Source organism: Streptomyces uncialis (assembly GCF_001905345.1).
GTDB classification, from domain to species: Bacteria; Actinomycetota; Actinomycetes; order Streptomycetales; family Streptomycetaceae; genus Streptomyces; species Streptomyces uncialis.
Window position 1 is genome coordinate 335,389 of record NZ_LFBV01000006.1, and the last position, 25,640, is coordinate 361,028.

The window sequence follows — 25,640 nt, forward strand, 5'->3', positions numbered from 1 at the left end:
TTCCGGCCATTTCACAGCCGGGCGGAGGACGCCGGGCGGTAGGTGCCGGGCGGTGGGTGCCGGGCGCTCTACCCGGCGGCGGCCCGGTCGCCGGGCACCGGTGCCCACTTGTCGACGGTGTCCGGGTGCTTCTCCAGCCAGTCGCGGACGGCCTGCTGCTCCTTGCCCTTGCCCGCCTTCTGGATGGCGGACTCCAGGTCGGTGAGCTGCTTCTCGGTCATCCGGAAGTCCTTCAGCCAGCGGCCGACCTCCGGGTGGTCGTCGCTGAAGCCCTTGCGGCTGAGGGTGTGCACCTCGTCGCCCTCGCCCCACGCGCCCTTCGGGTCCTTGAGCTTCTTGAGGTCGTAGTCGCTGTACGCCCAGTGCGGGGACCAGAGGGTGACGGCGATGGGCTCCTTCTTGGCGTACGCGCGCTTGAGCTCGGCGAGCATCGCGGGGGTGGAGCCGTCCACGACCTTGTACTCGTCGCCCAGACCGTAGGCGCCGACGACATCCTTCTTGAGCAGGCCCATCATCCCGGCGCTCGGCTCGATCCCGATGATCCGGCCCTTGAAGCGGTCGCCCTGCCCCTTGAGGTCGGCCATGGAGTCCACGCCCTTGACGTAGCCGGGGACGGCGATCTCCAGTGAGGTCGGTCCGTACCAGGCGCCGAGGTCTTCGAGCTGCTTGCCGTACCTCTTCCAGTACTCGGCGTGGGTGACGGGGAGCCAGCCGTCGGTCTGGAAGTCGATCTGTCCCTGGGCCAGACCGGTGAACAGCGGTCCGGCGGCGTACTGGGTGGTCTCGACCTCGAAGCCGCGGCGTTCCAGGAGTTCCTTCCACAGGAAGGTGGTGGCGATGCCCTCGTCCCAGGGGATGTACCCGATCTTGACGGTGTCGCCCTTGCCGACGTCCGTGGCGGAGTCCGTGGTCCCCTTGTCGCCGGGGGTGCCGAAGATGCCCATGCCGCCCGCGACGAGCGCGAGGACGACCACACCGACGACCGCGACGGCCGGGCGGGGGCGGTGCTGCCAGATCCGCAGCTCACCGGCGGCCCGCGCCTTGGCGGCGGCGCGGCGGCCGAGCGGCGAGATCTGGTCACCGAGGGCGCCGGTCATCCGGTCGAGGTAGATGGCGAGGACGACGATGCCGAGGCCGGCCTCGAAGCCGAGTCCGATGTTCAGCTGGCCGATGGCCTCGTTGACCGCGCCGCCGAGGCCGCCGGTGCCGACCATGCCCGCGATGACGACCATGGACAGGCCCAGCATGATGACCTGGTTGACGCCCGCCATGATCGTGGGGAGCGCGAGCGGGAGCTGCACCCGCAGCAGGGTGTTGCGGGGGGTGGTGCCGAACGCCTCGGCCGCCTCGACCAGTTCCGCGTCGACCTGGCGGATGCCGAGTTCGGTCATCCGTACCCCGGGTGCCAGCGCGAAGATCAGGGTGGCGACGACTCCGGCGGGCACGCCCATGCCGAAGAACAGGATCGCCGGGATCAGCAGCACCATCGACGGCATGGTCTGGAGCAGGTCGAGGACCGGCCGGACGACGGAGCTGACCGTCTGCGAGCGGGCCGCCCAGATACCGAGCGGCACCCCGATGACCAGGGCGATCACGGTCGCGACCAGCACCAGGGACAGCGTCGACATCGACTTGTCCCACAGTTCCATGGAGTCGATCAGCGCGAAGCCGCCGAAGGCGAGGACACCGGCGACCAGTCCGCGCAGCCACCAGGCGAACAGGGCGAGGATGCCCGCGAGAAGCAGGGGTTCCGGGGCGGTGAGAACGGCGTTGGTGCCGTCGTACATGCCCTCGACCAGGCTCTTCAGCGCGTCGAAGAGCCACGCCATATGGGTGACCAGCCATTCGACACCGCTGTCGACCCAGTCACCGAGATGCAGCCTAGGCATCGGTGCTCACCGCCTTGCCGGTCGTCGTGGCGGCCTTGCCCGAGCCGTCGCAGGGCACCTCGGCCCGTACCGCCTCGTCGCCGTCCGCGAGGAAGCCCACCAGCCGTTGCTGGGGCACCACCCCGATCAGCTGCTTCCTCTTGTCGAGCACGGCGACCGCGTGCGGCACCCGGGCGCTGATGCCGCACAGGTCGGCGAAGGCGGTGTCGGCGTACGCGGTCTCGCAGCCGCAGTCGGCCTCGTTGCCGCGCAGCTCCCCGTCCATCACGGCCGACGCGGTCAGTACGCGGGAGCGGTCGACGTCCTGGGTGAACGCGGCCACGTAGTCGTTGGCCGGGGTCATCAGGATGTCCTCGGCGCTGCCGGTCTGCACGATCCGGCCGTCCCGCATGACGGCGACCCGGTCCCCGAGCCGCATGGCCTCGTTGAGGTCGTGGGTGATGAAGACGATCGTCTTGTTGAGGCGGCTCTGGAGTTCGAGGAGCTGGTCCTGCATATCGCGGCGGATCAGCGGGTCCAGGGCACTGAAGGACTCGTCCATGAGCAGCAGATCGGCGTCGGTGGCGAGCGCGCGGGCCAGGCCCACCCGCTGCTGCATCCCGCCGGACAGCTCGTCGGGCCAGGACTTCTCCCAGCCGGCGAGCCCGGTGAGGCCCAGCGCCTCGGCGGCGCGCTCCTCCCGTTCGGCCCGGGGCACGCCCTGGACCTCCAGGCCGTAGGCGGCGTTCTCCAGGACGCTGCGGTGGGGGAACAGCGCGAAGTGCTGGAACACCATGCTGATCTTGCGGGCCCGGACCTCGCGCAGCTCGCGGGGGCTGAGCGCGGTGAGGTCCTGACCGTCGAAGAGCACCTGTCCGGCGGTGGGCTCCAGCAGTCCGTTCAGCATGCGCAGCAGCGTGGACTTGCCGGAGCCGGAGAGACCCATGACGACGAAGATCTGGCCGGGATCGACCGTGAAGGAGGCGTCGATGACGGCGGCGGTGGCCCCGTCGGCGCGCAGTTCCTCGCGGTCCGCTCCCTGGCGGAGCCTCTCGACGGCGGCATCGGGTCGTCTGCCGAACACCTTGTACAGGTGCGCGGCCTCAAGCCTGGACACATGAACCTCTCGGGTCGAACCAATACGGCCCGCCTTTCCCCCGGGCGGGCCGTGGAGACGCGGGGTCGGCCCGCTGCCGGTGCGCGCGTCCGGTGGAGATGGACGGGCCCGGTTCGCTCCGGGAGCGCGCCTGCCCTTAGATGTATGCACCAAACACAGAAGTGGCGCGGGTCACATTTCGCCCGGTCCGTCCACGGGAGCGCCACTCGTCCCGAGCCGCCCCCCTCGGGCGGAACGTCCGGTGCGGCCGGGGCGTCGGGCACCCCGGACCGTCAGTGCCGTGCGGCATGATGCGCTCGTGACTCAGCGAACCCGACGGCTCATGCTCCTCGACACCGCCTCCCTCTACTTCCGGGCCTACTTCGGCGTCCCGGAGTCGGTGAAGGCACCGGACGGCACCCCGGTGAACGCGGTGCGCGGTCTGCTCGAATTCATCGACCGGCTCGTCAAGGACCATCACCCGGACGATCTGATCGCCTGTATGGACGCCGACTGGCGGCCCCAGTGGCGGGTCGACCTGATCCCCTCCTACAAGGCGCACCGGGTGGCGCGGGAGACCCCGGCCGGTCCGGACGAGGAGGAGGTGCCCGACACCTTGTCCCCGCAGGTGCCGGTCATCGAGGCGGTGCTGGACGCGCTGGGGATCGCCCGGGTCGGGGTGGAGGGGTACGAGGCCGACGACGTGATCGGTTCGTTCACCGCCCACGCGACGGGCCCGGTGGACATCGTGACCGGTGACCGCGACCTCTACCAGCTGGTGGACGACGCCCGGGATGTGCGCGTGCTGTACCCGCTCAAGGGCGTCGGCACCCTCCAGCTCACCGACGAGGCGGTCCTGCGCGAGAAGTACGGCGTGGGGGGCGCCGGGTACGCGGATCTCGCGCTGCTGCGCGGCGACCCCTCCGACGGACTGCCCGGGGTGCCCGGCATCGGCGAGAAGACGGCGGCCAAACTGCTGGCGGAGTTCGGCGACCTCGCCGGGATCATGGCCGCGATCGACAGTCCGGCGGCCCGGCTGACCCCGACCCAGCGCAAGCGGCTGCACGAGTCCCGGCCCTATCTCGCCGTCGCCCCCAAGGTCGTCGGGGTCGCGCTGGACGTACCGCTGCCGCGGGTGGACCCGGCGCTGCCGCGCGCCCCGCGCGACCCGGCGGCTCTGGACGCGCTCGCGCAGCGCTGGGGGCTCGGTGGATCACTGGCCCGCCTGCTCTCCACTCTCCAGTCGTGAGATGCTAACTTAGGTAAGCCTAAGTACCAGTGATCAGGGGAGTCCTCATGGCCGAGCGACCTGTACGCCAAGCACCGGCGACCCATCTGGGACGCGTCGTGCGCACGGAGCGGATCACCCCGCACATGCACCGGGTGGTGCTGGGCGGCGAGGGGCTCGCCGACTTCGCGGCGGACGAGTGGACCGATCACTATGTGAAGTTCCTGTTCCCCCCGGCCGGGGTGAGCTATCCCGAGCCGTTCGACATCCAGCGCATCCGCGCGGAGGTCCCCCGGGAGCAGTGGCCCGTGACCCGCACGTACTCCGTGCGGTCGTGGGACCCGGTGACACGTGAAGCCGTCTTCGACTTCGTGATCCACGGCGACGCGGGCATCGCGGGCCCCTGGGCCGCCGCCGCCCGCCCCGGCGACACCGTCCGCATCCTGGGCCCCGGCGGCGCCTACGCCCCCCAGGCGGACGCCGACTGGCATCTGCTGGCCGGTGACGAGAGCGCCCTGCCCGCGATCGCCGCCTCGCTGGAGGCCCTTCCGGCGGGTGCCGTCGTCCATGCCTTCGTGGAGGTCCCCGGCCCCGAGGAGGAGCAGAAGATCGCGACGGACGCCGAGGTCGTCTGGCTGCACCGGGGCGAGCGCCCGGTCGGTCAGGCCCTGCTCGAAGCGGTGCGAGCCCTCCGGTTCCCGGCGGGCCGGCTCCAGGCGTTCGTCCACGGCGAGGCCGGTTTCGTGAAGGAGCTGCGCCGGATGCTGCGGATCGAGCACCAGGTGCCCCGCGAGGACCTGTCGATCTCCGGTTACTGGCGCCTCGGCCACAACGAGGACGGCTGGCAGGCGTCCAAGCCCGAGTGGAACGCGCAGGTGGAGGCCGAGCAGGAGAAGACGGCCTGACCGGGCCCGCCCCTCACACCGGGTCCCCGGCCACCCGGGCGTGCAGATGCATGTCGTACCAGCCGTCCTGGTGGAGGGCCGCCGAGCGTTTGGTGCCCTCCTCCACGAAACCGGACTTGGCCGCCACCCGGCAGGACGCGTCGTTGCCGATCGCGTGCATGAGCTCCAGCCGGTGGAAGCCGATCCCGAAGGCCCAGCGGCTGAGCGCCCGCACCGCGCGCGGCGCGACACCGCGCCCCCGCGCCGACGGCACGGTCCAGTACGCGACCTCCGCCACGCCGTCGCCCAGCTCGATGCTCCGCAGGGCCACCCGGCCGACCAGTTCGTCGCTGTGCGCGTCGGCCACCGCCCACTGCGCGTCGCGTTCACCGGCCCAGGCGGCCCGCCAGCCGGCGATCCAGCGCAGCACCTCGTCCGGTGTGTCGGCGCTGCGGACATGCCACTGATGCAGGGTGGGGTCCTGGAACGCCGTGAACACGGCGGAGGCGTCGTGATCCGCCCACGGCCGGGCCACCAGCCCGCCCTCGACCTCCATCGAGGGCTGGGGAACCCTCGCGAGCGTGCCCGCGGCCACCACGTCGTTCACCAGAGTAGGCATCCCCCCATCCTGCCTAACCCACCCGGCCCCGACCACCACTTTTCCCAGCCCGGCCGCCCCGCCCCGGGGACCCCGGCCACGCCCGGCGCGACCCGCCCCGGCCGCGAGGCGGACCCGGTCCGGGACTACCCTCGACCCCGATGAGCCGAAGGCGCCGCACCCCGCCCCCGCCCGCCCCGCTCCCCCAGCGCGACGGGATCGACCCGGTACGTCTGCGACTGCCCGCCGCCGGACCCGACACGGCCAACTGGCCGACAGTACGGGACCATCTCGTGGACCGGCTCGCCCCGTCCGCCGACACCATCGACGCCCTGCTCGGCGCCGGTGCCTTCGTCACCGCAGACGGCACTCCCGTCACCCCGCTGACCCCGTACGTCCCAGGGCTGTACGTATGGTTCCACCGGCCCCGGACACCGGAGACACCCGTCCCGTTCCCGCTTCCCGTGGTGTACCGGGACGAGCACATCGTCGTCGTGGACAAGCCCCACTTCCTCGCCACCACCCCGCGCGGCGGCCACATCACCGAGACCGCGCTCGCCCGGCTGCGCCGCGACCTGGACCTCCCCGCCCTGGGCGCCGCGCACCGGCTCGACCGGCTGACGGCCGGGCTCGTCCTGTTCACGGTCCGCCCGGAGGAACGCGGCGCGTACCAGACCCTGTTCCGCGACAAGCGGATCCACAAGGAGTACGAAGGGCTGGCCCCGTACCGCGACGATCTGGAGCTCCCCCGCACGGTCCGCAGCCGTATCGAGAAGGAACGGGGCGTCCTCACGGCCCGCGAGGTGCCGGGCGAACCGAACGCGGAGACCCGGGTGGAGCTCATCGGCAACGCCGGACCGGACTCGGCGGCGCGCTACCGGCTGCTGCCCCGCACCGGCCGCACCCACCAGCTGCGGGTGCACATGAACTCCCTGGGCATCCCCCTCATCGGTGACCCGCTGTACCCGGTGGTCCTGGACCCGGTGGCGGACGGCGACTTCCGCGAACCGCTGCGGCTGCTGGCCCGGGTCCTGGGGTTCACCGATCCCGTCACGGGCCTGCGCCACCGCTTCGTCAGCGCCCGGCGGCTCGACGGGGCCCCCGCGCGGCCACCGGAACCGCCCGCGCGCTGAACCCCGGACCGCGCCGTCCTCCCCGCTCAGGCCGCGCGCCACCAGCGCGCGAGCCGCCGCCACAGCCCGCGCGGCACCGGCTGGGGAGCGGGGGCCACCGGCTCGGCGGGCGGCGGCAGCGGACCGGCCGCCCCGGCCGGCCGGTCGGGCGCCACCACGGGACCGGGCGCCGACAGCGGCGCGGGCGACGACACCTGCCAGTCGCCGCCCGCCGCGGCGGGCACCCCGAGGCTGGGCCGGGTCATCACGTCCTGGGTGGGCTGCGGGGTGAAGGTCACCGGCAGCTCCACCAGATGCCGCGACAGGATCGACGAACGCCAGCGCAGCTCGTCCTCGCCGATGTCGAGCTGCACGTCCCGCAGCCGCATCAGCAGCGCGTCCACCCCGGTGTCCGCGATGGCCCGGCCGATGTCCTGCCCGGGGCACTCGTGCGGGCCGCCGCCGAACGCGAGATGCGAGCGGTTGCCCTGCATATTGGCCTCCAGGTCGGGGCGGACCTCCGGGTCCACATTGCCCGGCGCGATCCCGAAGATGAGTCCTTCCCCCGCCCGGATGCGCTGACCGCCCAGCTCCGTGTCGTGCTTGGCGAAGTAGCCCACCATCGCGCTGAACGGCGGCTCGTCCCAGAGGATCTGCTCCACCGCCTCGGGCACGGTCATCTGGCCGCCGCCGAGCTGGGCCCGGAACCTCGGATCGGTCAGGATCATCCGCAGTACGTTCGAGATGAGATTGGCGGTCGCCTCGTACGCGGCGATGAGGACGAGCCGCAGATGCTGGGCGACCTCGTCGTCGGTGAGCCCCGACCCATGGGCGAGCAGCGCGCTGGTGAAGTCCTCCTCCGGCTGGGCCCGGCGCCGCAGGACCAGGCTCATCAGCGCGCTCATCACGTACTCGTTGCTGGCGATCGCGGTCTCGGTGCCCTTGATCATGTCGCGGGCGGCCTGCACCATGCGCTCGTCGTACTCCTCGGGCATACCGAGGAGTTCGCACATCACCGCCATCGGCAGCTGCTCGGCGAACTGGCTCACCAGATCGGCGCGGCCGTCCTCGCAGATGTCGTTGACCAGGCGCTGGCTGTAGCGGTTGATGTAGCGGCGGACCCCGCGGGCGTCGATGCCCGACAGGGCGCCGGTGACGGCGCCGCGCAGCCGCTGGTGCTCGGCGCCCTCGGCGAAACTACAGATGGGCTGCCAGGAGAAGACCGGCGCCAGGGGGTGGGTGGGACCGGCCGTGCCGTCCTTGACGGCGTGCCACTCCCGGGCGTCACGGTTGAACGTCGAGGGTGTACGGACCAGTTGCAGGTTCTCGCCGTGGCCGAGGACGGCCCACATCGGGACGTCGTTGTGGATCAGTACGGGGGCCACCGGGCCGTGCTCGGCGCGCAGCTTCTCGTAGAGGCCCGCCAGATCGGCGTCGGCCTCGGGCCCGTACAGCCTGCGTCTGCCCGCGGCGAGGCCGTGGGCGGGACAGCCGGGCGGCGGGGACGCGGCGGGATCGTCGGTGCCGGGGAGGTGAGGGGGAGTCATCACGGTGGTCGCTCCGAGAAGTCCGGGCCGGTGGCGGGGTACGGGCAGGAGGGCGGGAAGGGCGTGCCGGGAAGAGCGTTTCGGGAAGGGGGGCGGGCACGGGCGGCGGCGGGCGGACCGACCGCCCGGCCCAGGTGGAGGGCCCCGGGTGGGCGCTCCGGGGCAAGCGGTCCGGGGCAGGCGGAGAAGCGGTTCAGGCAGGTGACCGCCCGGGTCGGACAGCGGCCCGGGTCGGGCGGAGTGCCGGTCATATATGGGGTGCCGGTCGGACAGGGATGCCGGTCAGGCGGGAGTCCGGGTCAGAGAGTGCAGGAAGTGCATCAGGGTCATCAGCGCGTCCCGGCTGGACGCCCGCTGCCGGGCGTCGCAGTTGACGATGGGGATGTCCTCCGACAGATCGAGCGCGGCCCGCAGTTCCCCGACGGGGTAGCACGGGGCGTCCGGGAAGTCGTTGACGGCGATCACGAACGGCACCCCGCGTTCCTCCAGCCGCCCGATCACGTCGAAGCTGACCTCCAGACGCCGGGTGTCGATCAGCACGACAGCGCCCAGCGCCCCTTCGAACAGGCCGTTCCACAGGAACCAGAAGCGTTCCTGGCCAGGGGTGCCGAACAGGTACAGCACCAGTTGCTCGGTGATGCTGATCCGTCCGAAGTCCATGGCGACCGTCGTGGCGGTCTTGGTCTCGGAGCCGTAGTTGTCGTCGACACCGATGCCCGCCTGGGTCATCGTCTCCTCGGTGGTGAGCGGCCGGATCTCGCTCACCGCGCGGACCATGGTGGTCTTGCCGACCCCGAAGCCGCCCACGATCACGATCTTGACGGCCGCGGTCGCGGTGTCCGGAAGGTGATCCTCTGCGCGTGGGCCCGTGATCGTGCCGATGCTGTCAGAGTCGTTGAAGTCCATGTATCACCGCTTCGAGAAGGGAACGGTCGGGCAGCGCGGAACGCACGATCGGTGCGCGTGCCTGGACCAGATCCGCCGCCAGTAGTTCGGTCAGCAGCACGGTCACCACGCTGAACGGCAGGTTGAGATAGGCCGAGATCTCGGCGACGGACAGGGGTGAGCGGCACAGCCGGAGCACGGCCGCCTGTTCGGGCTGGGCGGTGGGCGGCGGTTCGCAGCGGGTGACGATCAGGGTCACCAGGTCCACCTCCGCCCGTTCGGTCCCCTCTGCGCCGCCGGCGATGACGTAGAGGCGCTCCGGGTCCTTCTCCGGGGCGGATCGGGGGGCGCGGCGTTCGCGTTGCGGAGGAGTCATACGGCCTGCCCGTCCCGCCTCGGGGGACTGGTGAGATGGGCGCCGATCCGTACCACCAGGTCACGCATGCGGTTGCTCATCAGACCCGCGTCGACGGTCTCGTCGGCGAGGACGGCGAGGAAGGCCCCCGCGCCGGCCGCCATCAGATAGAAGTAGCCGCCGCTGACCTCGATGATGACCATGCGCATCCGGCCGTCGCTGTCGGGGATCTCGGCGGCCACGGCGCTCGCGAGGCTCTGGAGTCCGGCACAGGCCGCCGCGAGCCGGTCGGCCGCGTCGGGTTCGCCGCCGAAGCGGGCGATCCGGAGTCCGTCGGCGGAGAGCACGACGACCTGCCGGGTGTGCGGGACTCCGTCCGCGAGTTCCTTGAGCATCCAGTCGAAATTGGCGCGCTGCTGGATCACTTGCGGTCCCCCTCGTCCATGAGGTCGTCGGTCTCCGGGCGTGCCTGCGGGTGCGGGCCGGTGCGATGGCCCTGTGCGGTGCCGTTGACGACGCCACCGCTGCCGTTGACGGCGGTACCGGGGCGGGTGCCCCCGGGGCCGTGGTGCGCTGCGGGGTCGCCGGAGGCGTCCGGTCCGGTCGGGCCGGTGCCGTCGGGACCCGCCGTGTCCGGGGTGGTCGGCGCGCCCTTGATGCCGTTCATGAACGCCTCGACCCACAGGCCCGGTTCGGGCTCGTCGGGCTTCTCGGCCTGGGCCGGTACGGGGACCCGCCAGGGGTCGGGTTCCCCGGCGGCCTCCGCGGCGGCCGACGCCGCGGCCTCGGCGTAGCGCTGGCTGAGCGGGGTCTTGACCCGGCTGCGGCGCTGCGGCAGCCCGTTCGCCGTCCATTCGGTGACGACCGGTACGTCGTCGTCGGTGGCGCCCGTGGGCGTCAGATCGTCGGAGGGGCGGCGCGGGCCGGTGGTCGGACGGCGCTTCTTGGCCTTCCGCTTCAGTTCCTGCATGGGGGTGCCGTCGTCGTTCACCCGGGGTACGGCGGTGGCGCCGATGCCGTGGGCGAGTCCGGGCGCGGGTCCCGAGGTGAGCATGTCGCGCGGCACGACGAGTACGGCGCGGACACCGCCGTACGCGGACTGCCGCAGCGAGACCTGCATATGGAACATCTGCGAGAGCCTGCCGACGACGGCCATCCCGAGGCGGGGCGTCTCGCCGAGGTCCTTGAGGTCGATACCGGCCTGCGCCTGGGCGACCATCCGCTCGGCCCGCAGCCGGGCCTCCTCGCTGAGGCTGACCCCGCCGTCCTCGATCTCGATGGCGATACCGGTCTGCACCTCGACGGCGGTGACATGCACCCGTGTGTGGGGCGGCGAGTAGCGGGTGGCGTTGTCGAGGAGTTCGGCGGCGGCGTGGATCAGGGGCTCCACATGGGTGCCCTTGATGGCGACCTTGGCGATGGAATGCAGGTCCACGCGCCGGTATTCCAGGATGCGGGACATGGCGCCGCGCAGCACGCTGAACAGCGGTACGGGCTTGGGCCACAGACGTCCCGGCCGGGCGCCGCCGAGTACCGCGATGGAGTCGGCGAGACGGCCGATCAGCGCGGTGCCGTGGTCGATGCGGAGCAGGTCGTCGAAGACCTCGGGGTTGCGCCCATGGTCCTCCTCCATCTCCCGCAGTTCGGCGGCCTGCTGATGGACGATGGCCTGGACCCGGCGGGCGATGTTGACGAAGGCACGCTGGGTCGCCTCCCGCATGGCCTCCTCGTTGTCGACGATCGTCAGGACGTCCTTGAGCAGGGTGCGCTGGGCGTCGGGGAGGTCGCGGTAGGCGGGGTCGGCGTCGACGACCGCGCGCATCACCTCGGCGGGCGACTCGCCCTGACGCAGCCGGAACAGCGCGTCGGGCAGGAGCTGGCTGCCGAGGTGGATCAGTTCGGCGTCATGGGCGGCGATCCGCCCTTCCAGACAGTCGATCTGGCGGGCGTGCTCGACACGCTGGGCCTCCAGCCGCCGTCCGCGCCGTACGGTCTCGGCGCCGATCGCGGCCACCAGCACGGTGCCGATCACCCCGCACAGGACGACGACCAGCCGGGCCGGTTCCGTGACCGCGGCCACACAGCCCCCGGTCACCGCGGCCATCAGGACGGTCGGCAGCACCTGGACGCGGAGACGCGGGACTTCTCGGCCACCGGGAGGCGCTTGAACACTCACCATGTATGCCCTCTAAGACAGTCGACTCGTGGAGTTGTCGGGGATTGCGGGGAACTTCGCGGTTTCGTAGCGGTCAGGGATGTTTCCAGTGTGATTTCCGGGTGCTGGACGTGCGGGAGCGTCCGGGATGATTCCCACCAACGGGAAGCCCGGGAACAAACGCCCGATTTCGTCTCAACTCAGCGCGCTGCGGGCGAGCTTAGTCCGGCCGCATCTTCGCTGTGTCATATTCCGCAAGCACCTGAAACCAGGCCGCCCACCCCGCTAGACTCGCCTCTTTTACACACAGGGCCATCACACACACACGCCGAGTGATCACCCGCACCCGACGAACAACGCACCGGGGCACCCCCAGGGGCGCGGGGAACCGCGCGACGAAGGCGACCCGCACCCGAGGAGCAACGAACCGGCGCAGCATCCAGGGGCGCGAGGAACCCCGCACCCACGGACCACCCACACAGGAACAAGCACGCCCAGGCATGGAACCCCGAAGGCGCAAGCGAAGGCGACCCGCAGGCGACGGACCCACCCACCAACGCCGAACCCCCGGAACGCAAAAGGTGGCCCGCCCGCCCCGCACAAGGGGACGACCGGGCCACCGACACCGTGGGGTGACCCCACGGCAGGGGGTCACCCCACCGACGAGTACGCCACCACACCCCGCAACAGGCCGTCCACGGCCTTCCGCGCGTTCCGGGCGACCGTCGTGGACCCCTCCGTACCGCTCACGGGAGCGGCCGCGGAGATCTGCCCGAGGACGTCGATCACCTGCTTGCACCACCGGACGAAGTCCCCCGCGGGCATGTCGGCCTCGCGCAGCACCTCGTCCAGCCCCTTGTCGGAGGCCCACATGTACGCGGCCCAGGCGAACCCGAGATCCGGCTCGCGCTGACCCACGCCCTCCGTCTGGTTGATCTTGAAGTCCTCCTCCAGGGCGTCGAGCCTGCCCCAGATGCGGACCATCTCGCCGAGTGCCTCCTTGGCCTTCCCGGAGGGCACCTTGGGCGCCAGCGCGTCGTCCCCCGACCGGGACTCGTAGACCAGGGCGGACGCGCACGCGGCCAGCTCCGCCGGGGAGAGGCCCTCCCAGACCCCGGCCCGCAGGCACTCACTGGCGAGCAGATCGAGTTCGCCGTAGAGCCGGGCGAGCCGCTTGCCGTTCTCGGTGACCTCGTCGCCCCGCAGATAGTCCAGCTCGGTGAGCAGCTTGACGATCCGGTCGAAGGTACGGGCGATGGTGTTGGTGCGACCCTCGATCTTGCGCTCCAGCTGGGTGGTGTCCCGCACCAGCCGGTGGTAGCGCTCGGCCCACCGCGCGTGGTCCTCGCGGTCGGAGCAGCCGTGGCACGGGTGCGCGCGGATCTCCGTGCGCAGCCGGGCGATCTCGCGGTCGTCCGCGGCGGCGGCACGCTGCTTGTGGTGCCGGTCCGGCACGATGTGCCCCGCCTTGCTGCGCAGCGCGGACGCCAGGTCGCGACGGGACTGGGGCGAGCGGGCGTTGAACGACTTCGGGATGCGCATCCGCTCCAGCGGCTCGACCGGTACCGGGAAGTCCATCGCGGCGAGCCGCTTGACCTGCCGCTCCGCGGTGAGGACCAGCGGGCGGGGACCGTCCTGGTGGTCGAAGCCGCGGTGGCCGTGGGAACGCCCGGCCGGCAGCCCCGGGTCCAGGACCAGGGCGAGACCCGCGTACTTGCCGGTCGGCACATGGATGACATCGCCCGGCTTGAGCTTCTCCAGCGCCCCGGCCGCGGCGGCCCGCCGCTGGGAGACCCCGTGCCGGGCCAGCTCCGTCTCCCGGTCCCCCAGCTGGCGGCGCAGCCGGGCGTACTCCTCGAAGTCGCCGAGGTGGCAGGTCATGGAGGCCTTGTAGCCCTCCAGCCCTTCCTCGTTGCGCTGCACCTGGCGGGAGATCCCGACCACCGAGCGGTCGGCCTGGAACTGCGCGAACGACGTCTCCAGGAGCTCCCGCGAACGGTGCCGGCCGAACTGGTCGACGAGGTTGACGGCCATGTTGTACGAGGGGCGGAAGCTGGAGCGCAGCGGATACGTACGGGTACCGGCGAGACCGGCGAGGTGCTCGGGGTTCATCCCGCGCTGCCACAGGACGACGGCGTGGCCCTCGATGTCGATACCGCGGCGGCCGGCGCGGCCGGTGAGCTGGGTGTACTCGCCGGGGGTGATGTCGGCGTGCTGCTCACCGTTCCACTTGACGAGCTTCTCCAGCACGACGGACCGGGCGGGCATGTTGATGCCGAGGGCGAGGGTCTCCGTGGCGAAGACGGCCTTGACCAGGCCCCGGACGAAGAGTTCCTCCACGACCTCCTTGAAGGTCGGGAGCATGCCGGCGTGATGCGCCGCGATGCCCCGCTCCAGGCCCTCCAGCCACTCGAAGTAGCCGAGGACATGGAGATCCTCGTCGGGGATGGAGGAGGTGCGGGCCTCGACGATCTCCCGGACCTTCGCACGGGCCTCGTCGTCGTTGAGCCGCAGTCCCGCGTGGAGGCACTGCTGGACGGCGGCCTCGCAGCCCGCGCGGCTGAAGATGAAGGTGATGGCGGGCAGCAGTCCGCCGGCGTCGAGGCGTTCGATGACCTCGGGGCGGCCGGGTGTCCAGACCCGGGAGCGCTGCCGGCGGTCGCGCTCGCGGTCGGCCTCGCGGATGTTCTTCCCACGGCGTTTGTCGCGGCCCCAGGTGGGTCGGGCCGACTCCATCCGCGCCATCCGGGTCAGATCGGGGTTGACGGCCCGCTTGCGGCCCTCGCCCTCCTCGAAGAGGTCGTACATCCGGCGCCCCGCGAGCACATGCTGGAACAGGGGTACGGGGCGGTGCTCGGAGACGATCACCTCGGTGTCACCGCGGACCGTGTCCAGCCAGTCGCCGAACTCCTCGGCGTTGGACACCGTCGCCGACAGGGAGACCAGGGTCACCGACGGGGGGAGATGGATGATCACTTCCTCCCAGACCGCGCCCCGGAAGCGGTCGGAGAGGTAGTGCACCTCGTCCATGACCACATAGCCGAGGCCCAGCAGGGACTGCGAACCCGCGTACAGCATGTTCCGCAGCACCTCGGTGGTCATCACGACCACCGGCGCGTCGGAGTTGACGCTGTTGTCACCGGTGAGCAGACCGACCTTGTCGGCGCCGTAGCGCTTGGCGAGGTCGCTGTACTTCTGGTTGGACAGTGCCTTGATGGGCGTGGTGTAGAAGCATTTCTTGCCCTGCGCGAGGGCGAGGTGCACGGCGAACTCGCCGACGATCGTCTTGCCTGAGCCGGTGGGCGCCGCGACAAGCACGCCCTTGCCCGCTTCAAGTGCCTTGCACGCCTCTGTCTGGAACGGGTCCAGATCGAATTCGTACATGTCACGGAAGGCGGCGAGCGCGGTGGCCTGCTCGGCGGCGCGCAGTCGTGCCGCCGCGTACCGCTCGGCCGGGGAGAGATCCTCTGTCATCGTGCTTTCGAGATTACCCGCCACCTCTGACAGAGGGCGATCATTATCGGGAAAGCGGTATCCGCGCTGGTCAGCGCGGCGGCCCCAGCGGCCCCCGGGGCCACCGGCGCCACCCTGGACGCCCCGGAAACCCGCGCGGACGGCCTCCCGGGCACGCCGAGGAGCGTCCGCGCGGTCGCGCCGACGGGGTCCGTACCCATGACGGTCCGTACCCGGGACGCGGTGCCACCGAACACGGTGGCCGGAAGACGGTGGCCCCGGAACGCGGAAGCGGCCGGTCGCGCCGTACGGGCGCCCCGGCCGCGTCACGCGGTGGGATCGGCGAGCGGAGTGGTCTCGCCGGTCGGGTGTCCCCCAGGCACGATCAGGTCCGATGCCGGGGCACTACGTCAGGTCCGGGCCTCAGGTGACGTCGTCGTAGCCGTTGATCCGGTCCCGGTCGGTGGACGCCTGCCGGGGCAGGCCCCGGGCGGCGCTGACCGGCTCCACGTCGTCCACGGATTCCGGGGTGAGGTCCAGGTCGGACGCCTCGTCGTCGTCGGGGCCCGCGGCCTCGATCCTCGCCTTGCGCTTGTCGTTCAGCAGGGAGAAGCCGGTGGCGCTGAAGTACAGCACCCAGATCGGCGCGGCGAGCGCCATCATGGTGAGCGGCTCGGTGCTGGGGGTGGCGACCGCGGCGAAGACCGTGATGCCCATGATCATCGCCCGCCACCAGCTGAGCATGCGCTTACCGGTGAGCACCCCGGTGAGGTTGAGCATGATCAGGACCAGCGGGAGCTCGAAGGACAGCCCGAAGACGATCACCATGCGGGTCACGAGGTCGAGCAGGTCGTCGAGCGGCAGCTGGTTGTCGACCGACGCCGGTGAGAACTCCAGCAGCACCTCGGCCATGGTGGGAAGGCTGGAGTACGCGAAGTACGCGCCGCCGAGGAAGAGCGGGACACCGAGACCGACGAACGCGAGCGAGTACTTGCGCTCCTCGCGGTGCAGACCGGGGGCGATGAAGGCCCACAGCTGGTAGAGCCAGACCGGGGTCGACAGGACGACACCGGCCATCAGGGAGACCTTGAGCGCCAGGGTGAACGGCGTCAGCAGACCGTTCAGCGTGATCCGGGCGCAGGTGTCCTCCTTGTTCTCCAGCTTCTCCGCGATCTCGGCGAAGCTGTCGTCGCAGCCCACCGAGCGCAGCACCGGTTCGGTGATGAACTCGATGATGTCCTTGTAGAAGAAGGCGGCGACGATGGTGACGACCAGGATGGCCACCACACTCTTCGCCAGCCGGTTGCGCAGCTCACGCAGGTGCTCCACGAGGGGCATACGCCCCTCGGGGTCCTTTTCCTTCTTGCGGGCAGACTTGAGCAACCCACGTCCTCATCTCGTGCGGCGGGCCGGTGGTCTTCCGGCCGTGGGTCAGCGCTGCGTGGTGTCCGTGGGCTCGTTCACCGGGCGGGAGCTGGTCACATCGCCCGGGGCGGCCTGGATGGTGCGCGGCGCCGTGACGGGCTGCTCCTTGTTCGCGGGCTCCGCCGGGGCGGGCTGCTCGCCCTCCGACTTCATCGCCTTGGCCTCGCTCTTGAGGATGCGGGCCGACTTGCCGAGGGATCGCGCCATGTCGGGGAGCTTCTTCGCACCGAACAGCAGCAGGATGATGACGAGGATCAGAGTGATCTCGAGCGGGCCGATCCGTCCACCGAACATCTACGTATACCTTCTCACCGAGGCGGCCTTGGGCGGTTGCTGCCCGACCGGCCGGACCGATGTCCGGCCGCCGTGCTGGCAGCGATCGTAACGCTCGGGGGTGAACGAGAGGCAATCCCCGTACGTACTCCCGGTTGCCGGCCCGCGCCTCGCTCTCCGGACCGTGTCAGCAGCCTACCCGCACACCCTCCGCCCCCGACAGGTCAAGACCACGGGTTGATCAGCGGTATCTCCGGCTTCGCGTCTTCCGGACGGCCTCCGGGGGTGCCCCGGAGCCCGGTACGGGCCGGGGAAGTGCCCGGGGAGTGTGCCCCGGGACGGCCCGGTCAGCGCCGCAGATCGCTCCCGGCCCGCGCGGCGCCCTCGGCGGCCCGCTCCAGATCCTCGGCGGCGCCGCCGACGAGCCGGGCGGCCTCGCTGACCTGGCGGCCCAGCCGGTCCGCGGCCACGAAGACCCGGACGGCGAGCACACCGAGGACGAGCAGACCGAGGAAGCCGACAGCGATCGCGAGCATGGCCCAGAACATGTGCCCGAGCCTAGACGGTCGAGTGCAGACGCAGGGTCCGCACCCCACCGCGGATGAGGAGTTCGACGATGCGCTCGCCCGCCGGCTTGCGCACACCGGCGCCGCACTCGGGGCAGGTGAAGGAGTAGAAGGTGGTGTTCGCGGAGCCGCCGATCGCCAGCCGCAGAGCGGGGGCGGACAGTTCGAAGCGGGCCCGGCAGTCGGGACAGCCCGCCTTGAAGACCATGGGCGTCACCCGCTCCAGACTGGAGATGTCCGGGATGTCGGAGGACATATCGGCGGCCGGGCCACCGGGCGGGACGGAACCGGACGGGACGGCGGCGGACGGGGCGGAACCAGGTGGGACGGGGCCGGGCGGCACGGTCACGGTCGCTCCCGCCGGTCGTCGGACACGTCGGCCGCGTCGTACCCGTCGTATGCGGCGAGCGCCTCCCGGGCCGCGTGCCGGGCGCTGTCGGCGAGCTCCTTCGGGGCGACGATCCGTCCGTCCCGGCCGAGCCGCAGGGCGAGCCGCCGCAGGGAGGCCGGTTCCGGGGTGCGCAGGGTGATCCGCAGTCCGCCGTCCCCGAGTTCCTCCGCGCTGTCGTGCGGGTAGTACTCCGCCACCCAGCGGCCTCCGGGGCCCACCTCGATCACCACCTCGGGGTCCTCGGCGGCGGGCTGCACCAGAGCCTGGGAGAGGTCCCGCAGCTCTATCTCGGGCGGCGCGGACGGCTCGTCCAGGACCTTGATCTCCGCGACCCGGTCCAGCCGGAACGTGCGCCGCGCCTCGGAGCGGCGGCACCACGCCTCCACATAGGTGTGACCGACGCTGACCAGGCGGATGGGGTCGATCTCGCGTTCGGTGACCTCGTCGCGGGCGGGAGAGTAGTACTTGATCCACAACCGGCGGCGCTCGGAGATCGCCCGGTCCACATCAGCGAAGACACCGCCCTCGGACTCGAAGGTGACCGAGAGCCGGTTGCTGGGCCCAGCCGCTTCCCCGGCGGCGGTCTCCACCTTGGCGGTGGCCCGCAGCAGGGCCTGCCGGTCGCTCTCCCGCAGTCCGGGCAGGGTGGCCACCGCGCGGGCGGCGACGAGCAGGGCGGTCGCCTCGTCGGCGGAGATCCGCAGCGGGGCCGCGGCCTCGGCGCTGAGCGCGCCCGGGTTGCGCCACCAGATGCGGTCGCCGTCGGTGTCGATGTCGAGGAGGTCACCGCCCCGGAAGCTGGTCCCGCACATGGGCAGCACGTCGAGGTCGGAGATCAGCTCGTCCTCGGTGATCCCGAAGGCACGGGCGACGTCCTCGACCCGCGCTCCCGGGCGCTCCCGCAGATAGGTCACCAGCGACAGCATGCGGCGGGTCTGGTCGATGGCGTTCACCGGGCGCGCGGGCCTGGCGGGTTTCGCTGCCACGGTCGTCTCTCCTACCCCTTGGCCACGGCACGCAGCCGGTCGACCACATCGGCCCGCAGCTCGGCGGGTTCCAGGACCACCACGTCGGGTCCGAACTCGACCAGCCACGCGTCCAGCCCGTGCCCGTACGGAATCTCCAACTCGTCCCACCCGTTCCCGAGTTCCCGGACGTTCTCCGCCTTGGCCCGGAGGGGGTACCCGGACCCGGCGCGCAGCCTGATCCGCGCGCTGCGGTCGGCGCTCTCCCCCGCCCAGCTGGCGACGGTCTCCCGGACGGTGACGACATCGGGGACGGGGACGCGGTAGGCGCCCGCGCGGCTGCGGACCCGCCCGGTGATCCGGGACAGCCGGAACACCCGCTCCGCGCTCCGGTCGCGGTCCCAGCCCGCGAGGTACCAGTGGCCGCGCCAGCACTCCAGGGCCCAGGGCTCCACCTGGCGGGGCTCGGGCCGGGCCGCGTTCGCCTTGCGGTAGTCGAACTGGACGGGCCGCCGGTCGCGGCAGGCCAGCATCAGCGGTTCGAACGCGGCCTCGTGGACAGGGATGCGCGGCTCCAGGGCGCCATGGCCCTCGTAGGGGTCGACCTCCTCGGGGAGTCCCGCCGCGCGCAGCTTCTGGAGCGCGCCGCTGGCGGCCCCGGCGAGCCGGGCCTGCTGCCAGACCTTGGCGGCGAGCCCGAGGGCGGCGCCCTCCTCGGCGTCGAGGGAGAGGGGCGGCAGCCGGTTGCTGTCACGGCGCGCCTGGTAGCCGACGTCGCCGTCGACGCTCTCCACGGTCGCGATGACCAGGCCGAGCTCGCGCAGATCGTCCTTGTCGCGCTCGAACATCCGGTTGAACGAGTCGTCGGAACCGGGTCCGCCGTCACCGGGGCCGAACGTCTCGACGTACGCCTCGATGGAGCCCCGCAGTTCCCGCTTGCTGAGCGGCCGCCGTGTCCCGAGAAGACACAGCGCCAGATTCATCAGCCGCTCGGCCTTGGAGATGGCCATCGACGCCTTACGTCCTCTCGTTCGCCCCACCCGCCCGTCGACCGTACCGCCCCGGGGTGTCGCGGGAAAAGCCGAGGGCCCACGCCCGGAGGCGTGGGCCCGCTCCTGATCGGATGTGATCAGTTCCGGCGTTCTCAGACCGAGATCAGGTCACACACGAAGATCAGCGTCTCGCCGGGGGCGATCCGGCCGCCCGCGCCACGGTCACCGTACGCGAGGTTCGCCGGGATGGTCAGCTTGCGGCGACCACCGACCTTCATGCCCTGGATGCCCTGGTCCCAGCCCGCGATGACCTGGCCGGCGCCGAGCTTGAACTGGAGCGGCTGACCGCGGTCCCAGCTGGCGTCGAACTGCTCACCGGTGGAGAAGGCCACGCCCACGTAGTGGACGGAGACGGTGTCGCCGGCCTTGGCCTCGGTGCCGTCGCCCTCCCAGACCTCGACGATGTCGAGGGCGGTGGGGGCCGGGCCTTCGGGGAAGTCGATCTCGGGCTTCTCGATGCTCACGTCAATTGCTCCTGCTCAGGATGGATCAGCAACCCGCACAGTGTGCCATCCCCGCTGTCACATCTTCGCGAGGATGTCGACGGAGAAGACCAGGGTGGAGTCCTTCTTGATCGGCGAGTCCTTCGGCGGGTTGTCCCCGTACCCGAGGGCCGGCGGGACGACGATCAGCACACGGCTGCCGACCTTCTTGCCGGTGAGCCCCTGCGCCCAGCCCTTGACGACCTGCTGGAGCGAGAACTGGGTGAGCTGCCCGCGCTTGTAGGAGGAGTCGAACTCCTTGCCGTCGGCCCACAGCACGCCCTTGTACTGGACGAGGACCTGGTCGTCGGCCTTCAGCTCGGCGCCGTCGCCCTCGATGACGTACTCGGACACCAGCTTCGTGGGCGCGGCCGTCTTCGGCACGTCGATGGAGGGGGCCTTGCCGTCGGTGTCGGTGCCGACCTTCGGCAGGGCCTTGTCGTCCTGCGCGGCCGTGTCGCCCTTGGCGGAGCTCTTGCCGTTGAACGAGTCCACGATGTCGACGACGAACACCAGCGTGTCGGTGCCCTTGATACCGGCCTGCGGATTGCCCTGCTCGCCGTAGCCGAGCGCCGGGGGGAGGACCAGCTCGACCCGGGAACCGGCCTTCTTGCCCACCAGCGCCTGGTCCCAGCCGGGGATGACCTGGCCGACACCGATCTGGAAGACCGCGGGCGCGCCCCGGTCGTAGGAGTTGTCGAAGACCTTCGCCGTGTCCCAGATCTGACCGAGGTAGTTCGCCTGGAGGAAATCGCTCTTGGCGACCGTCACCCCGTCGCCCTGGACGACCGTCTTGACGGCGAGGTCCGACGACGGCTTGCCGGTGCCCTTGGCGACGGTCGGCTTCTCACCGAACTTGGTGCCCTTGGTGATGTCCGGGACGGGACCGGACACGATCTTCGCGGACGGGGCGGCCGAGTTCGCCGGCGACGGGCTGGAACTGCTGCTGGCGCTGCTCTTGTCGGGCTTGTCGTCACCGCATCCGGCGAGTGTCAGCAGTCCGGCGGGAACAGCGAGAAGGAGAGAGCGTCGGCGCACGGTGGGGGCCTCGTATCGGTCGATCTTGCGGATGGCGTGCGCGCCACCTTACTGAGGTTCCTCCGCGCCCCGGCGCTCCGGCCCGCGGCCGGAACGGACCGGTCCCGAAGGGTCGCCCCGGGGCCGCGGAGCCACCACGGGAAGGGGCGCCGTACGGGAAAACGTACGACGCCCCTGGAGCGTTCCGGCGGCGGACCTGCCGCCGGGCCGCGATCCGCTCACATTCCGGCGATCAGCTTCTCCACCCGCTCGTCCACCGAGCGGAACGGGTCCTTGCACAGCACGGTGCGCTGCGCCTGGTCGTTGAGCTTGAGGTGCACCCAGTCGACGGTGAAGTCCCGGCGCTGTTCCTGGGCGCGGCGGATGAAGTCACCGCGCAGTCGGGCGCGGGTGGTCTGCGGGGGCACCGACTTGCCCTCGAAGATCTTCATGTCGTTGCAGATACGGGCTGCCCGGCCACGCTTCTCCAGCAGGTAGTACAGGCCGCGGCGGCGGTGGATGTCGTGGTAGGCGAGGTCTATCTGGGCGACCCGGGGGTGGGACATGGTGATGTTGTTCTTGGCCCGGTACTGCTCGATGAGCTGGTACTTCATCACCCAGTCGATCTCGGTGGAGATCTTGTCCAGGTCGTCGTTCTCGATGGAGTCCAGGGTGCGGCCCCAGAGCTCCAGGACCTGGTCGACCGTGCCGGTGCGGATGCCCCGGCGCTCGACGAAGTCGACGGCCTTCTCGTAGTACTCGCGCTGGACGTCCAGCGCGGACGCCTCGCGCCCGCTCGCGAGCCGGACCTTGCGGCGGCCGGTGATGTCATGGCTGACCTCGCGGATCGCCCGGATCGGGTTCTCCAGGGTCAGGTCCCGCATCACCGTGCCGGCCTCGATCATGCGCAGCACAAGGTCCGTGGCGCCGACCTTGAGGAGCATGGTCGTCTCGGACATGTTGGAGTCGCCGACGATGACATGGAGCCTGCGGTAGCGCTCCGCGTCCGCGTGCGGTTCGTCGCGGGTGTTGATGATGGGGCGGGAACGCGTCGTCGCGGAGCTGACGCCCTCCCAGATGTGCTCGGCGCGCTGGCTGACGCAGTACACCGCGCCACGCGGGGTCTGGAGCACCTTGCCCGCGCCGCAGAGCAGTTGGCGCGTGACGAGGAACGGGATGAGAATGTCCGCGAGCCGGGAGAACTCGCCGTGCCGTGACACCAGATAGTTCTCGTGGCAGCCGTAGGAGTTTCCCGCCGAGTCCGTGTTGTTCTTGAAGAGATAGACGTCGCCTGCGATTCCCTCCTCGTGCAGACGGCGTTCGGCGTCGACGAGCAGTCCTTCGAGAATCCGCTCACCGGCCTTGTCGTGAGTGACCAGCTCGGTCACATTGTCACATTCCGGGGTGGCGTATTCCGGATGTGATCCGACATCGAGGTACAGGCGGGCGCCGTTGCGCAGAAAGACATTGCTGCTCCGGCCCCATGACACGACACGGCGGAAGAGGTACCGCGCCACCTCGTCAGGAGACAGGCGGCGCTGTCCCCTGAACGTACATGTGACGCCGTACTCGTTCTCCAGCCCGAAAATGCGGCGGTCCATGACTGAACATTACGCCTGATGCCCTGTACTGAAACCGGGTTGGGCCGCACCGTTCCGATCATTTTCCGATGACCCGGTGACCCGCGCCGTGTCCACGGGAGCGGCGAGGACCCGGTGGGTGGCCGTCAGGACGACCAGCGCGGCGGCCCCGACGAGGGCCGGGACGGCGAACGCCCAGCGGGTGCCGCCCCACTCCACGACCGGGCCCGCGACGGCGGTTCCGGCGGACGCGCCGACCGTGAAGGTGGTCACGAGCCAGGAGAACGCCTCCGTCACGGTCCCGCGCGGGGCGTGCCGGTCCACCACCACGAAGGCGCAGGCGATGGCGGGTGCCAGGAACACTCCCGCGAGCGCGCACAGCAGCGTCATACCGACCGGTCCGGGGACCAGGACCAGCGGTACGTAGCACAGGGTCAGGAACACCGTCAGGACCCGCAGCCGCACCTCCGGCGCCCCGGTCCACCGGCGTGAGCCGTACACCGTGCCGCCGATGAGCGCGCCGAGTCCCAGGGCGGCCATCAGCCAGCCGTACACGGCGTCACCGCCGTGCCCGTCCGCGTAGGACACCCCGGCGACGGTGATGGAGCCGAGGGCGGCGCCGATGAACAGGAACACCCCCAGCAGGGCCAGCAGTCCGGGTGAGCGCAGGGCGCCGAGCCAGTGGGCCTCGCGCGGCGCCGAGCGCCACGCGCGCGAGGGCTTCGACACGACCACGGAAAGGGCGCCCAGCACCCCGACGGCATTGATGACCAGCAGGGCGGTCTGCGGGGACCACAGCGACACGCACAGGGTCACGAGCAGCGGTCCGATGGTGAACATCACCTCCTGGGCGATGGCGTCCATCGCGTACGCGGTGTGCACCTGGTCCTCGCGGCGCAGCACGTTCGGCCACAGCGCCCGCAGCCCGCCCTCCAGGGGCGGGGTGAAGAGGCCGGCGGCGGCGACGGCGGTGTACGCGAGGGCGAGGTCATCGGGTCCGGTGAACGCGAAGACGGCCATCGCGAGGGCCGACGCGAGCGCGGCGGGCAGCTGTACGCGCGGCTGGCCGCGCAAGTCCACCAGCCGTCCCAACAGGGGCTGCCCGACGGCGTTGGTGAGTCCGTAGACGGCCGCCAGGGCCCCGGCGAGGCTGTAGCTGCCGCCCGCGTCACGGATGAACAGCACGATCGCGATGGGGGCGGTGGCGTTCGGCAGCCGCCCCACCAGGGTGCCGGTCAGCAGCCGTCCGGCGTGCCGTGTGCGGAGGATCTCCGCGAATCCCGAGGCCATGCGTGCCCTCTCCTCAGAAGTGTTACGTATAACGAAGCCCGTCATACGTACCATGGCCCCACCCGCCGGTCCACCCCGTGGACCTCGGTGAAAGCGGCCGTGGCGACAAAGCGGCCACCCGGTCCCCGCGCGTCGCCGGGCCCGGTGGGCGGCACAGTGGAGGCAGCGTTGGACACCGGCGGACCAGGCCCGGACGGCGACGGGACGGCGCGCCCCGCGGGCGGCGGGCCGCGGCCACCGGCCACCGGCTCCCTCGTCGGCACACCCCCGCCCGGCCCCTCCGCGGCGGGCCGGGGCACCCGCCCGACCAGCCGGGACGTGGCACGGGCCGCCGGTGTCTCGCAGGCCGCCGTCTCGCTCGTCCTCGGGGACAAATGGCGCGGCCGGGTCGCGGAGACCACCGCCGAGCGGGTGCGCACCGCCGCGCGGGACCTCGGCTACCGGCCCAACCTCGCCGCGCGGACCCTGCGGCTCGGCAGGACCCGTACGGCACTGCTGGTGGTGCCCGCCCTGACCAGCGAGTTCTTCGCCGGGGTGTACGCGGGCGCCGCCCGGGTCGCCGCCGAGCACGATTTCGGCGTGATCCTCTACCCCTCCCCCATCGGGACGGGCCCGGCCCCCGACCCGTTCGCGTCCGCGCGGACCGCCCTCGACGGGGTGATCGCGTCGTCCATGTCGGCGGGGACCCTCACGGCCATCCGCGGCGACGAGCTGCCGCTCGTGATGCTCGACTCCGACCCGGGCGGCGGCCCCGGCGCCACCACGGTCAACCTCGACATGGCCGACGGGCTCCGCCAGGTGGCCCGGCATCTCCTCGCCCTCGGGCACCGCGACTTCCTGCATCTCGCCGCGGACATCGACTCCTGGACCTTCCACCAGCGCGCCGACGGCCTCGCCGACGCCCTCGGCGGCTCACGGGCGGCCCTCCGGACGATCGCCGCCCCGCTGCGGGTGGACGCGGCCCGCGACGCCGCGACGGCCGCGCTGCGCCTTCCGGGGCGGCGGCCCACCGCCGTCGTGTGCGACGACGACGTCCTGGCCGTCGGTGTCCTCAAGGCGGCCCGTGCGCTGGGCCTGCGGGTCCCCGGTGACCTCTCCGTCGCCGGTGTCGACGATCTGACCCTGGCGACGGCCGTGGAGCCCGAGCTGACCACGGTCCGGCTCCCCGCCGAGGACGTCGGCGCCCATGGGATGCGCGCCCTGCTGGCCGTCCTGGACGGTCACCGGCCGCCGTCCACCACGCTGCCCGTCGAGCTGGTCGTCCGCGCCTCGACCGCACCGCCCCCCGGCCGGTCCGGCTGACGGCGGGCAGCGGCCCGGACACCGGCTCAAGGGCACGACGAAGACCCCGGCCGGCGGCTGCCGACCGGGGTCCGGTACTGCATGTGCTCCCGCTGTTCCCGCGCGCGGGAAGGCGC

The 25,640-nt window shown here is 71.5% G+C and carries 23 protein-coding genes; 4 read left to right on the top strand and 19 right to left on the bottom strand.

All coding sequences use genetic code 11. The features are described from left to right. Positions 1-68: 68 nt before the first annotated feature. Together AB852_RS23970 and AB852_RS23975 are read right to left on the bottom strand one after the other, a co-directional pair. Positions 69-1,889: an ABC transporter permease/substrate binding protein gene (locus AB852_RS23970; RefSeq protein WP_073792235.1), complete on the bottom strand. Its 1,821-nt coding sequence runs from the start codon at positions 1,887-1,889 to the stop codon at positions 69-71. Next, a complete protein-coding gene (locus AB852_RS23975; protein ID WP_073792236.1) occupies positions 1,882-2,985 on the bottom strand; it encodes a quaternary amine ABC transporter ATP-binding protein in 1,104 nt (367 codons plus the stop codon). The genes AB852_RS23970 and AB852_RS23975 overlap by 8 nt, the downstream gene beginning before the upstream one ends. 322 nt (positions 2,986-3,307) lie before the next feature. On the opposite strand from AB852_RS23975, the gene AB852_RS23980 reads away from it, so the two are divergent. Further along, on the top strand, positions 3,308-4,213 hold the full coding sequence (locus AB852_RS23980; RefSeq protein WP_073792237.1) for a 5'-3' exonuclease: 906 nt from the start codon (positions 3,308-3,310) through the stop codon (positions 4,211-4,213). 47 nt (positions 4,214-4,260) lie between these two features. After that, positions 4,261-5,097 carry a siderophore-interacting protein gene (locus tag AB852_RS23985; RefSeq protein WP_073792238.1) on the top strand — a complete coding sequence of 279 codons (837 nt, stop codon included), beginning with the start codon at positions 4,261-4,263 and terminating at the stop codon, positions 5,095-5,097. Positions 5,098-5,110: 13 nt separating this feature from the next. Here AB852_RS23985 and AB852_RS23990 read toward each other — a convergent pair whose 3' ends face one another. Next, positions 5,111-5,695: a GNAT family N-acetyltransferase gene (locus AB852_RS23990; protein ID WP_073792239.1), complete on the bottom strand. Its 585-nt coding sequence runs from the start codon at positions 5,693-5,695 to the stop codon at positions 5,111-5,113. Between the two features lie 140 nt (positions 5,696-5,835). Here AB852_RS23990 and AB852_RS23995 point away from each other — a divergent pair, with 140 nt between their 5' ends. After that, a complete protein-coding gene (locus tag AB852_RS23995) occupies positions 5,836-6,807 on the top strand; it encodes a pseudouridine synthase (RefSeq protein ID WP_073792240.1) in 972 nt (323 codons plus the stop codon). Positions 6,808-6,833: 26 nt separating this feature from the next. Here the strand turns inward: AB852_RS23995 and AB852_RS24000 are convergent, their stop codons facing one another. The 16 genes from AB852_RS24000 to AB852_RS24075 form a co-directional block, all read right to left on the bottom strand. Continuing rightward, on the bottom strand, positions 6,834-8,333 hold the full coding sequence (locus AB852_RS24000) for a cytochrome P450 (RefSeq protein ID WP_073792241.1): 1,500 nt from the start codon (positions 8,331-8,333) through the stop codon (positions 6,834-6,836). A gap of 282 nt (positions 8,334-8,615) precedes the next feature. Beyond that, the gene (locus tag AB852_RS24005) at positions 8,616-9,239 is read right to left on the bottom strand and encodes a GTP-binding protein (protein WP_073792242.1); all 624 of its coding nucleotides are present in this window, start codon (positions 9,237-9,239) and stop codon (positions 8,616-8,618) included. After that, the gene (locus tag AB852_RS24010; RefSeq protein WP_073792243.1) at positions 9,220-9,594 is read right to left on the bottom strand and encodes a DUF742 domain-containing protein; all 375 of its coding nucleotides are present in this window, start codon (positions 9,592-9,594) and stop codon (positions 9,220-9,222) included. The genes AB852_RS24005 and AB852_RS24010 overlap by 20 nt, the downstream gene beginning before the upstream one ends. Then, positions 9,591-9,998 carry a roadblock/LC7 domain-containing protein gene (locus tag AB852_RS24015; protein WP_073792244.1) on the bottom strand — a complete coding sequence of 136 codons (408 nt, stop codon included), beginning with the start codon at positions 9,996-9,998 and terminating at the stop codon, positions 9,591-9,593. The genes AB852_RS24010 and AB852_RS24015 overlap by 4 nt, the downstream gene beginning before the upstream one ends. Then, entirely contained in the window at positions 9,995-11,752 is a 1,758-nt protein-coding gene (locus AB852_RS24020; RefSeq protein ID WP_178391096.1) for an ATP-binding protein, read from the bottom strand. Before AB852_RS24020 ends, AB852_RS24015 begins: the two co-directional genes overlap by 4 nt. Positions 11,753-12,379: 627 nt before the next feature. After that, complete coding sequence (locus tag AB852_RS24025; protein WP_073792246.1) at positions 12,380-15,202, bottom strand: DEAD/DEAH box helicase; 2,823 nt, start codon at positions 15,200-15,202, stop codon at positions 12,380-12,382. 402 nt (positions 15,203-15,604) lie between these two features. After that, positions 15,605-16,564 (bottom strand): twin-arginine translocase subunit TatC, encoded by a 960-nt coding sequence (gene tatC / locus AB852_RS24030; protein WP_073792247.1) that lies wholly within the window; start codon positions 16,562-16,564, stop codon positions 15,605-15,607. A gap of 48 nt (positions 16,565-16,612) precedes the next feature. Then, positions 16,613-16,900 carry a Sec-independent protein translocase subunit TatA gene (gene tatA / locus AB852_RS24035; protein ID WP_073792248.1) on the bottom strand — a complete coding sequence of 96 codons (288 nt, stop codon included), beginning with the start codon at positions 16,898-16,900 and terminating at the stop codon, positions 16,613-16,615. A gap of 326 nt (positions 16,901-17,226) precedes the next feature. Then, the gene (locus tag AB852_RS24040) at positions 17,227-17,427 is read right to left on the bottom strand and encodes a hypothetical protein (protein ID WP_073792249.1); all 201 of its coding nucleotides are present in this window, start codon (positions 17,425-17,427) and stop codon (positions 17,227-17,229) included. A gap of 10 nt (positions 17,428-17,437) precedes the next feature. Further along, positions 17,438-17,701 (bottom strand): CpXC domain-containing protein, encoded by a 264-nt coding sequence (locus AB852_RS24045; protein ID WP_073792401.1) that lies wholly within the window; start codon positions 17,699-17,701, stop codon positions 17,438-17,440. Positions 17,702-17,790: 89 nt separating this feature from the next. Next, positions 17,791-18,762 carry a helix-turn-helix transcriptional regulator gene (locus AB852_RS24050; RefSeq protein WP_107499335.1) on the bottom strand — a complete coding sequence of 324 codons (972 nt, stop codon included), beginning with the start codon at positions 18,760-18,762 and terminating at the stop codon, positions 17,791-17,793. Positions 18,763-18,833: 71 nt separating this feature from the next. Beyond that, positions 18,834-19,811 (bottom strand): helix-turn-helix transcriptional regulator, encoded by a 978-nt coding sequence (locus tag AB852_RS24055; protein WP_073792251.1) that lies wholly within the window; start codon positions 19,809-19,811, stop codon positions 18,834-18,836. 134 nt (positions 19,812-19,945) lie between these two features. Then, positions 19,946-20,317, bottom strand: coding sequence for an FKBP-type peptidyl-prolyl cis-trans isomerase (locus AB852_RS24060; RefSeq protein WP_073792252.1), 372 nt, complete (start codon positions 20,315-20,317; stop codon positions 19,946-19,948). A 57-nt stretch (positions 20,318-20,374) separates the two neighbouring features. Next, entirely contained in the window at positions 20,375-21,373 is a 999-nt protein-coding gene (locus AB852_RS24065) for an FKBP-type peptidyl-prolyl cis-trans isomerase (protein WP_073792253.1), read from the bottom strand. A gap of 218 nt (positions 21,374-21,591) precedes the next feature. Next, positions 21,592-22,953: a Pup--protein ligase gene (pafA, locus tag AB852_RS24070; protein WP_073792254.1), complete on the bottom strand. Its 1,362-nt coding sequence runs from the start codon at positions 22,951-22,953 to the stop codon at positions 21,592-21,594. Between the two features lie 9 nt (positions 22,954-22,962). After that, complete coding sequence (locus AB852_RS24075; RefSeq protein ID WP_073792255.1) at positions 22,963-24,222, bottom strand: MFS transporter; 1,260 nt, start codon at positions 24,220-24,222, stop codon at positions 22,963-22,965. Positions 24,223-24,540: 318 nt separating this feature from the next. Here AB852_RS24075 and AB852_RS24080 point away from each other — a divergent pair, with 318 nt between their 5' ends. Next, the gene (locus tag AB852_RS24080) at positions 24,541-25,524 is read left to right on the top strand and encodes a LacI family DNA-binding transcriptional regulator (protein ID WP_073792402.1); all 984 of its coding nucleotides are present in this window, start codon (positions 24,541-24,543) and stop codon (positions 25,522-25,524) included. Positions 25,525-25,640: the final 116 nt, after the last annotated feature.

Bases quoted from the DNA above. Each gene is read 5' to 3' on its own strand.
- AB852_RS23970 (WP_073792235.1), bottom strand. From the start codon at position 1,889: ATGCCTAGGCTGCATCTCGGTGACTGGGTCGACAGCGGTGTCGAATGG.
- AB852_RS23980 (WP_073792237.1), top strand. From the start codon at position 3,308: ATGCTCCTCGACACCGCCTCCCTCTACTTCCGGGCCTACTTCGGCGTC.
- AB852_RS23985 (WP_073792238.1), top strand. From the start codon at position 4,261: ATGGCCGAGCGACCTGTACGCCAAGCACCGGCGACCCATCTGGGACGC.
- AB852_RS23990 (WP_073792239.1), bottom strand. From the start codon at position 5,695: ATGCCTACTCTGGTGAACGACGTGGTGGCCGCGGGCACGCTCGCGAGG.
- AB852_RS23995 (WP_073792240.1), top strand. From the start codon at position 5,836: ATGAGCCGAAGGCGCCGCACCCCGCCCCCGCCCGCCCCGCTCCCCCAG.
- AB852_RS24000 (WP_073792241.1), bottom strand. From the start codon at position 8,333: ATGACTCCCCCTCACCTCCCCGGCACCGACGATCCCGCCGCGTCCCCG.
- AB852_RS24005 (WP_073792242.1), bottom strand. From the start codon at position 9,239: ATGGACTTCAACGACTCTGACAGCATCGGCACGATCACGGGCCCACGC.
- AB852_RS24010 (WP_073792243.1), bottom strand. From the start codon at position 9,594: ATGACTCCTCCGCAACGCGAACGCCGCGCCCCCCGATCCGCCCCGGAG.
- AB852_RS24020 (WP_178391096.1), bottom strand. From the start codon at position 11,752: ATGGTGAGTGTTCAAGCGCCTCCCGGTGGCCGAGAAGTCCCGCGTCTC.
- AB852_RS24025 (WP_073792246.1), bottom strand. From the start codon at position 15,202: ATGACAGAGGATCTCTCCCCGGCCGAGCGGTACGCGGCGGCACGACTG.
- tatA (WP_073792248.1), bottom strand. From the start codon at position 16,900: ATGTTCGGTGGACGGATCGGCCCGCTCGAGATCACTCTGATCCTCGTC.
- AB852_RS24040 (WP_073792249.1), bottom strand. From the start codon at position 17,427: ATGTTCTGGGCCATGCTCGCGATCGCTGTCGGCTTCCTCGGTCTGCTC.
- AB852_RS24045 (WP_073792401.1), bottom strand. From the start codon at position 17,701: ATGTCCTCCGACATCCCGGACATCTCCAGTCTGGAGCGGGTGACGCCC.
- AB852_RS24050 (WP_107499335.1), bottom strand. From the start codon at position 18,762: ATGCTGTCGCTGGTGACCTATCTGCGGGAGCGCCCGGGAGCGCGGGTC.
- AB852_RS24055 (WP_073792251.1), bottom strand. From the start codon at position 19,811: ATGGCCATCTCCAAGGCCGAGCGGCTGATGAATCTGGCGCTGTGTCTT.
- pafA (WP_073792254.1), bottom strand. From the start codon at position 22,953: ATGGACCGCCGCATTTTCGGGCTGGAGAACGAGTACGGCGTCACATGT.
- AB852_RS24075 (WP_073792255.1), bottom strand. From the start codon at position 24,222: ATGGCCTCGGGATTCGCGGAGATCCTCCGCACACGGCACGCCGGACGG.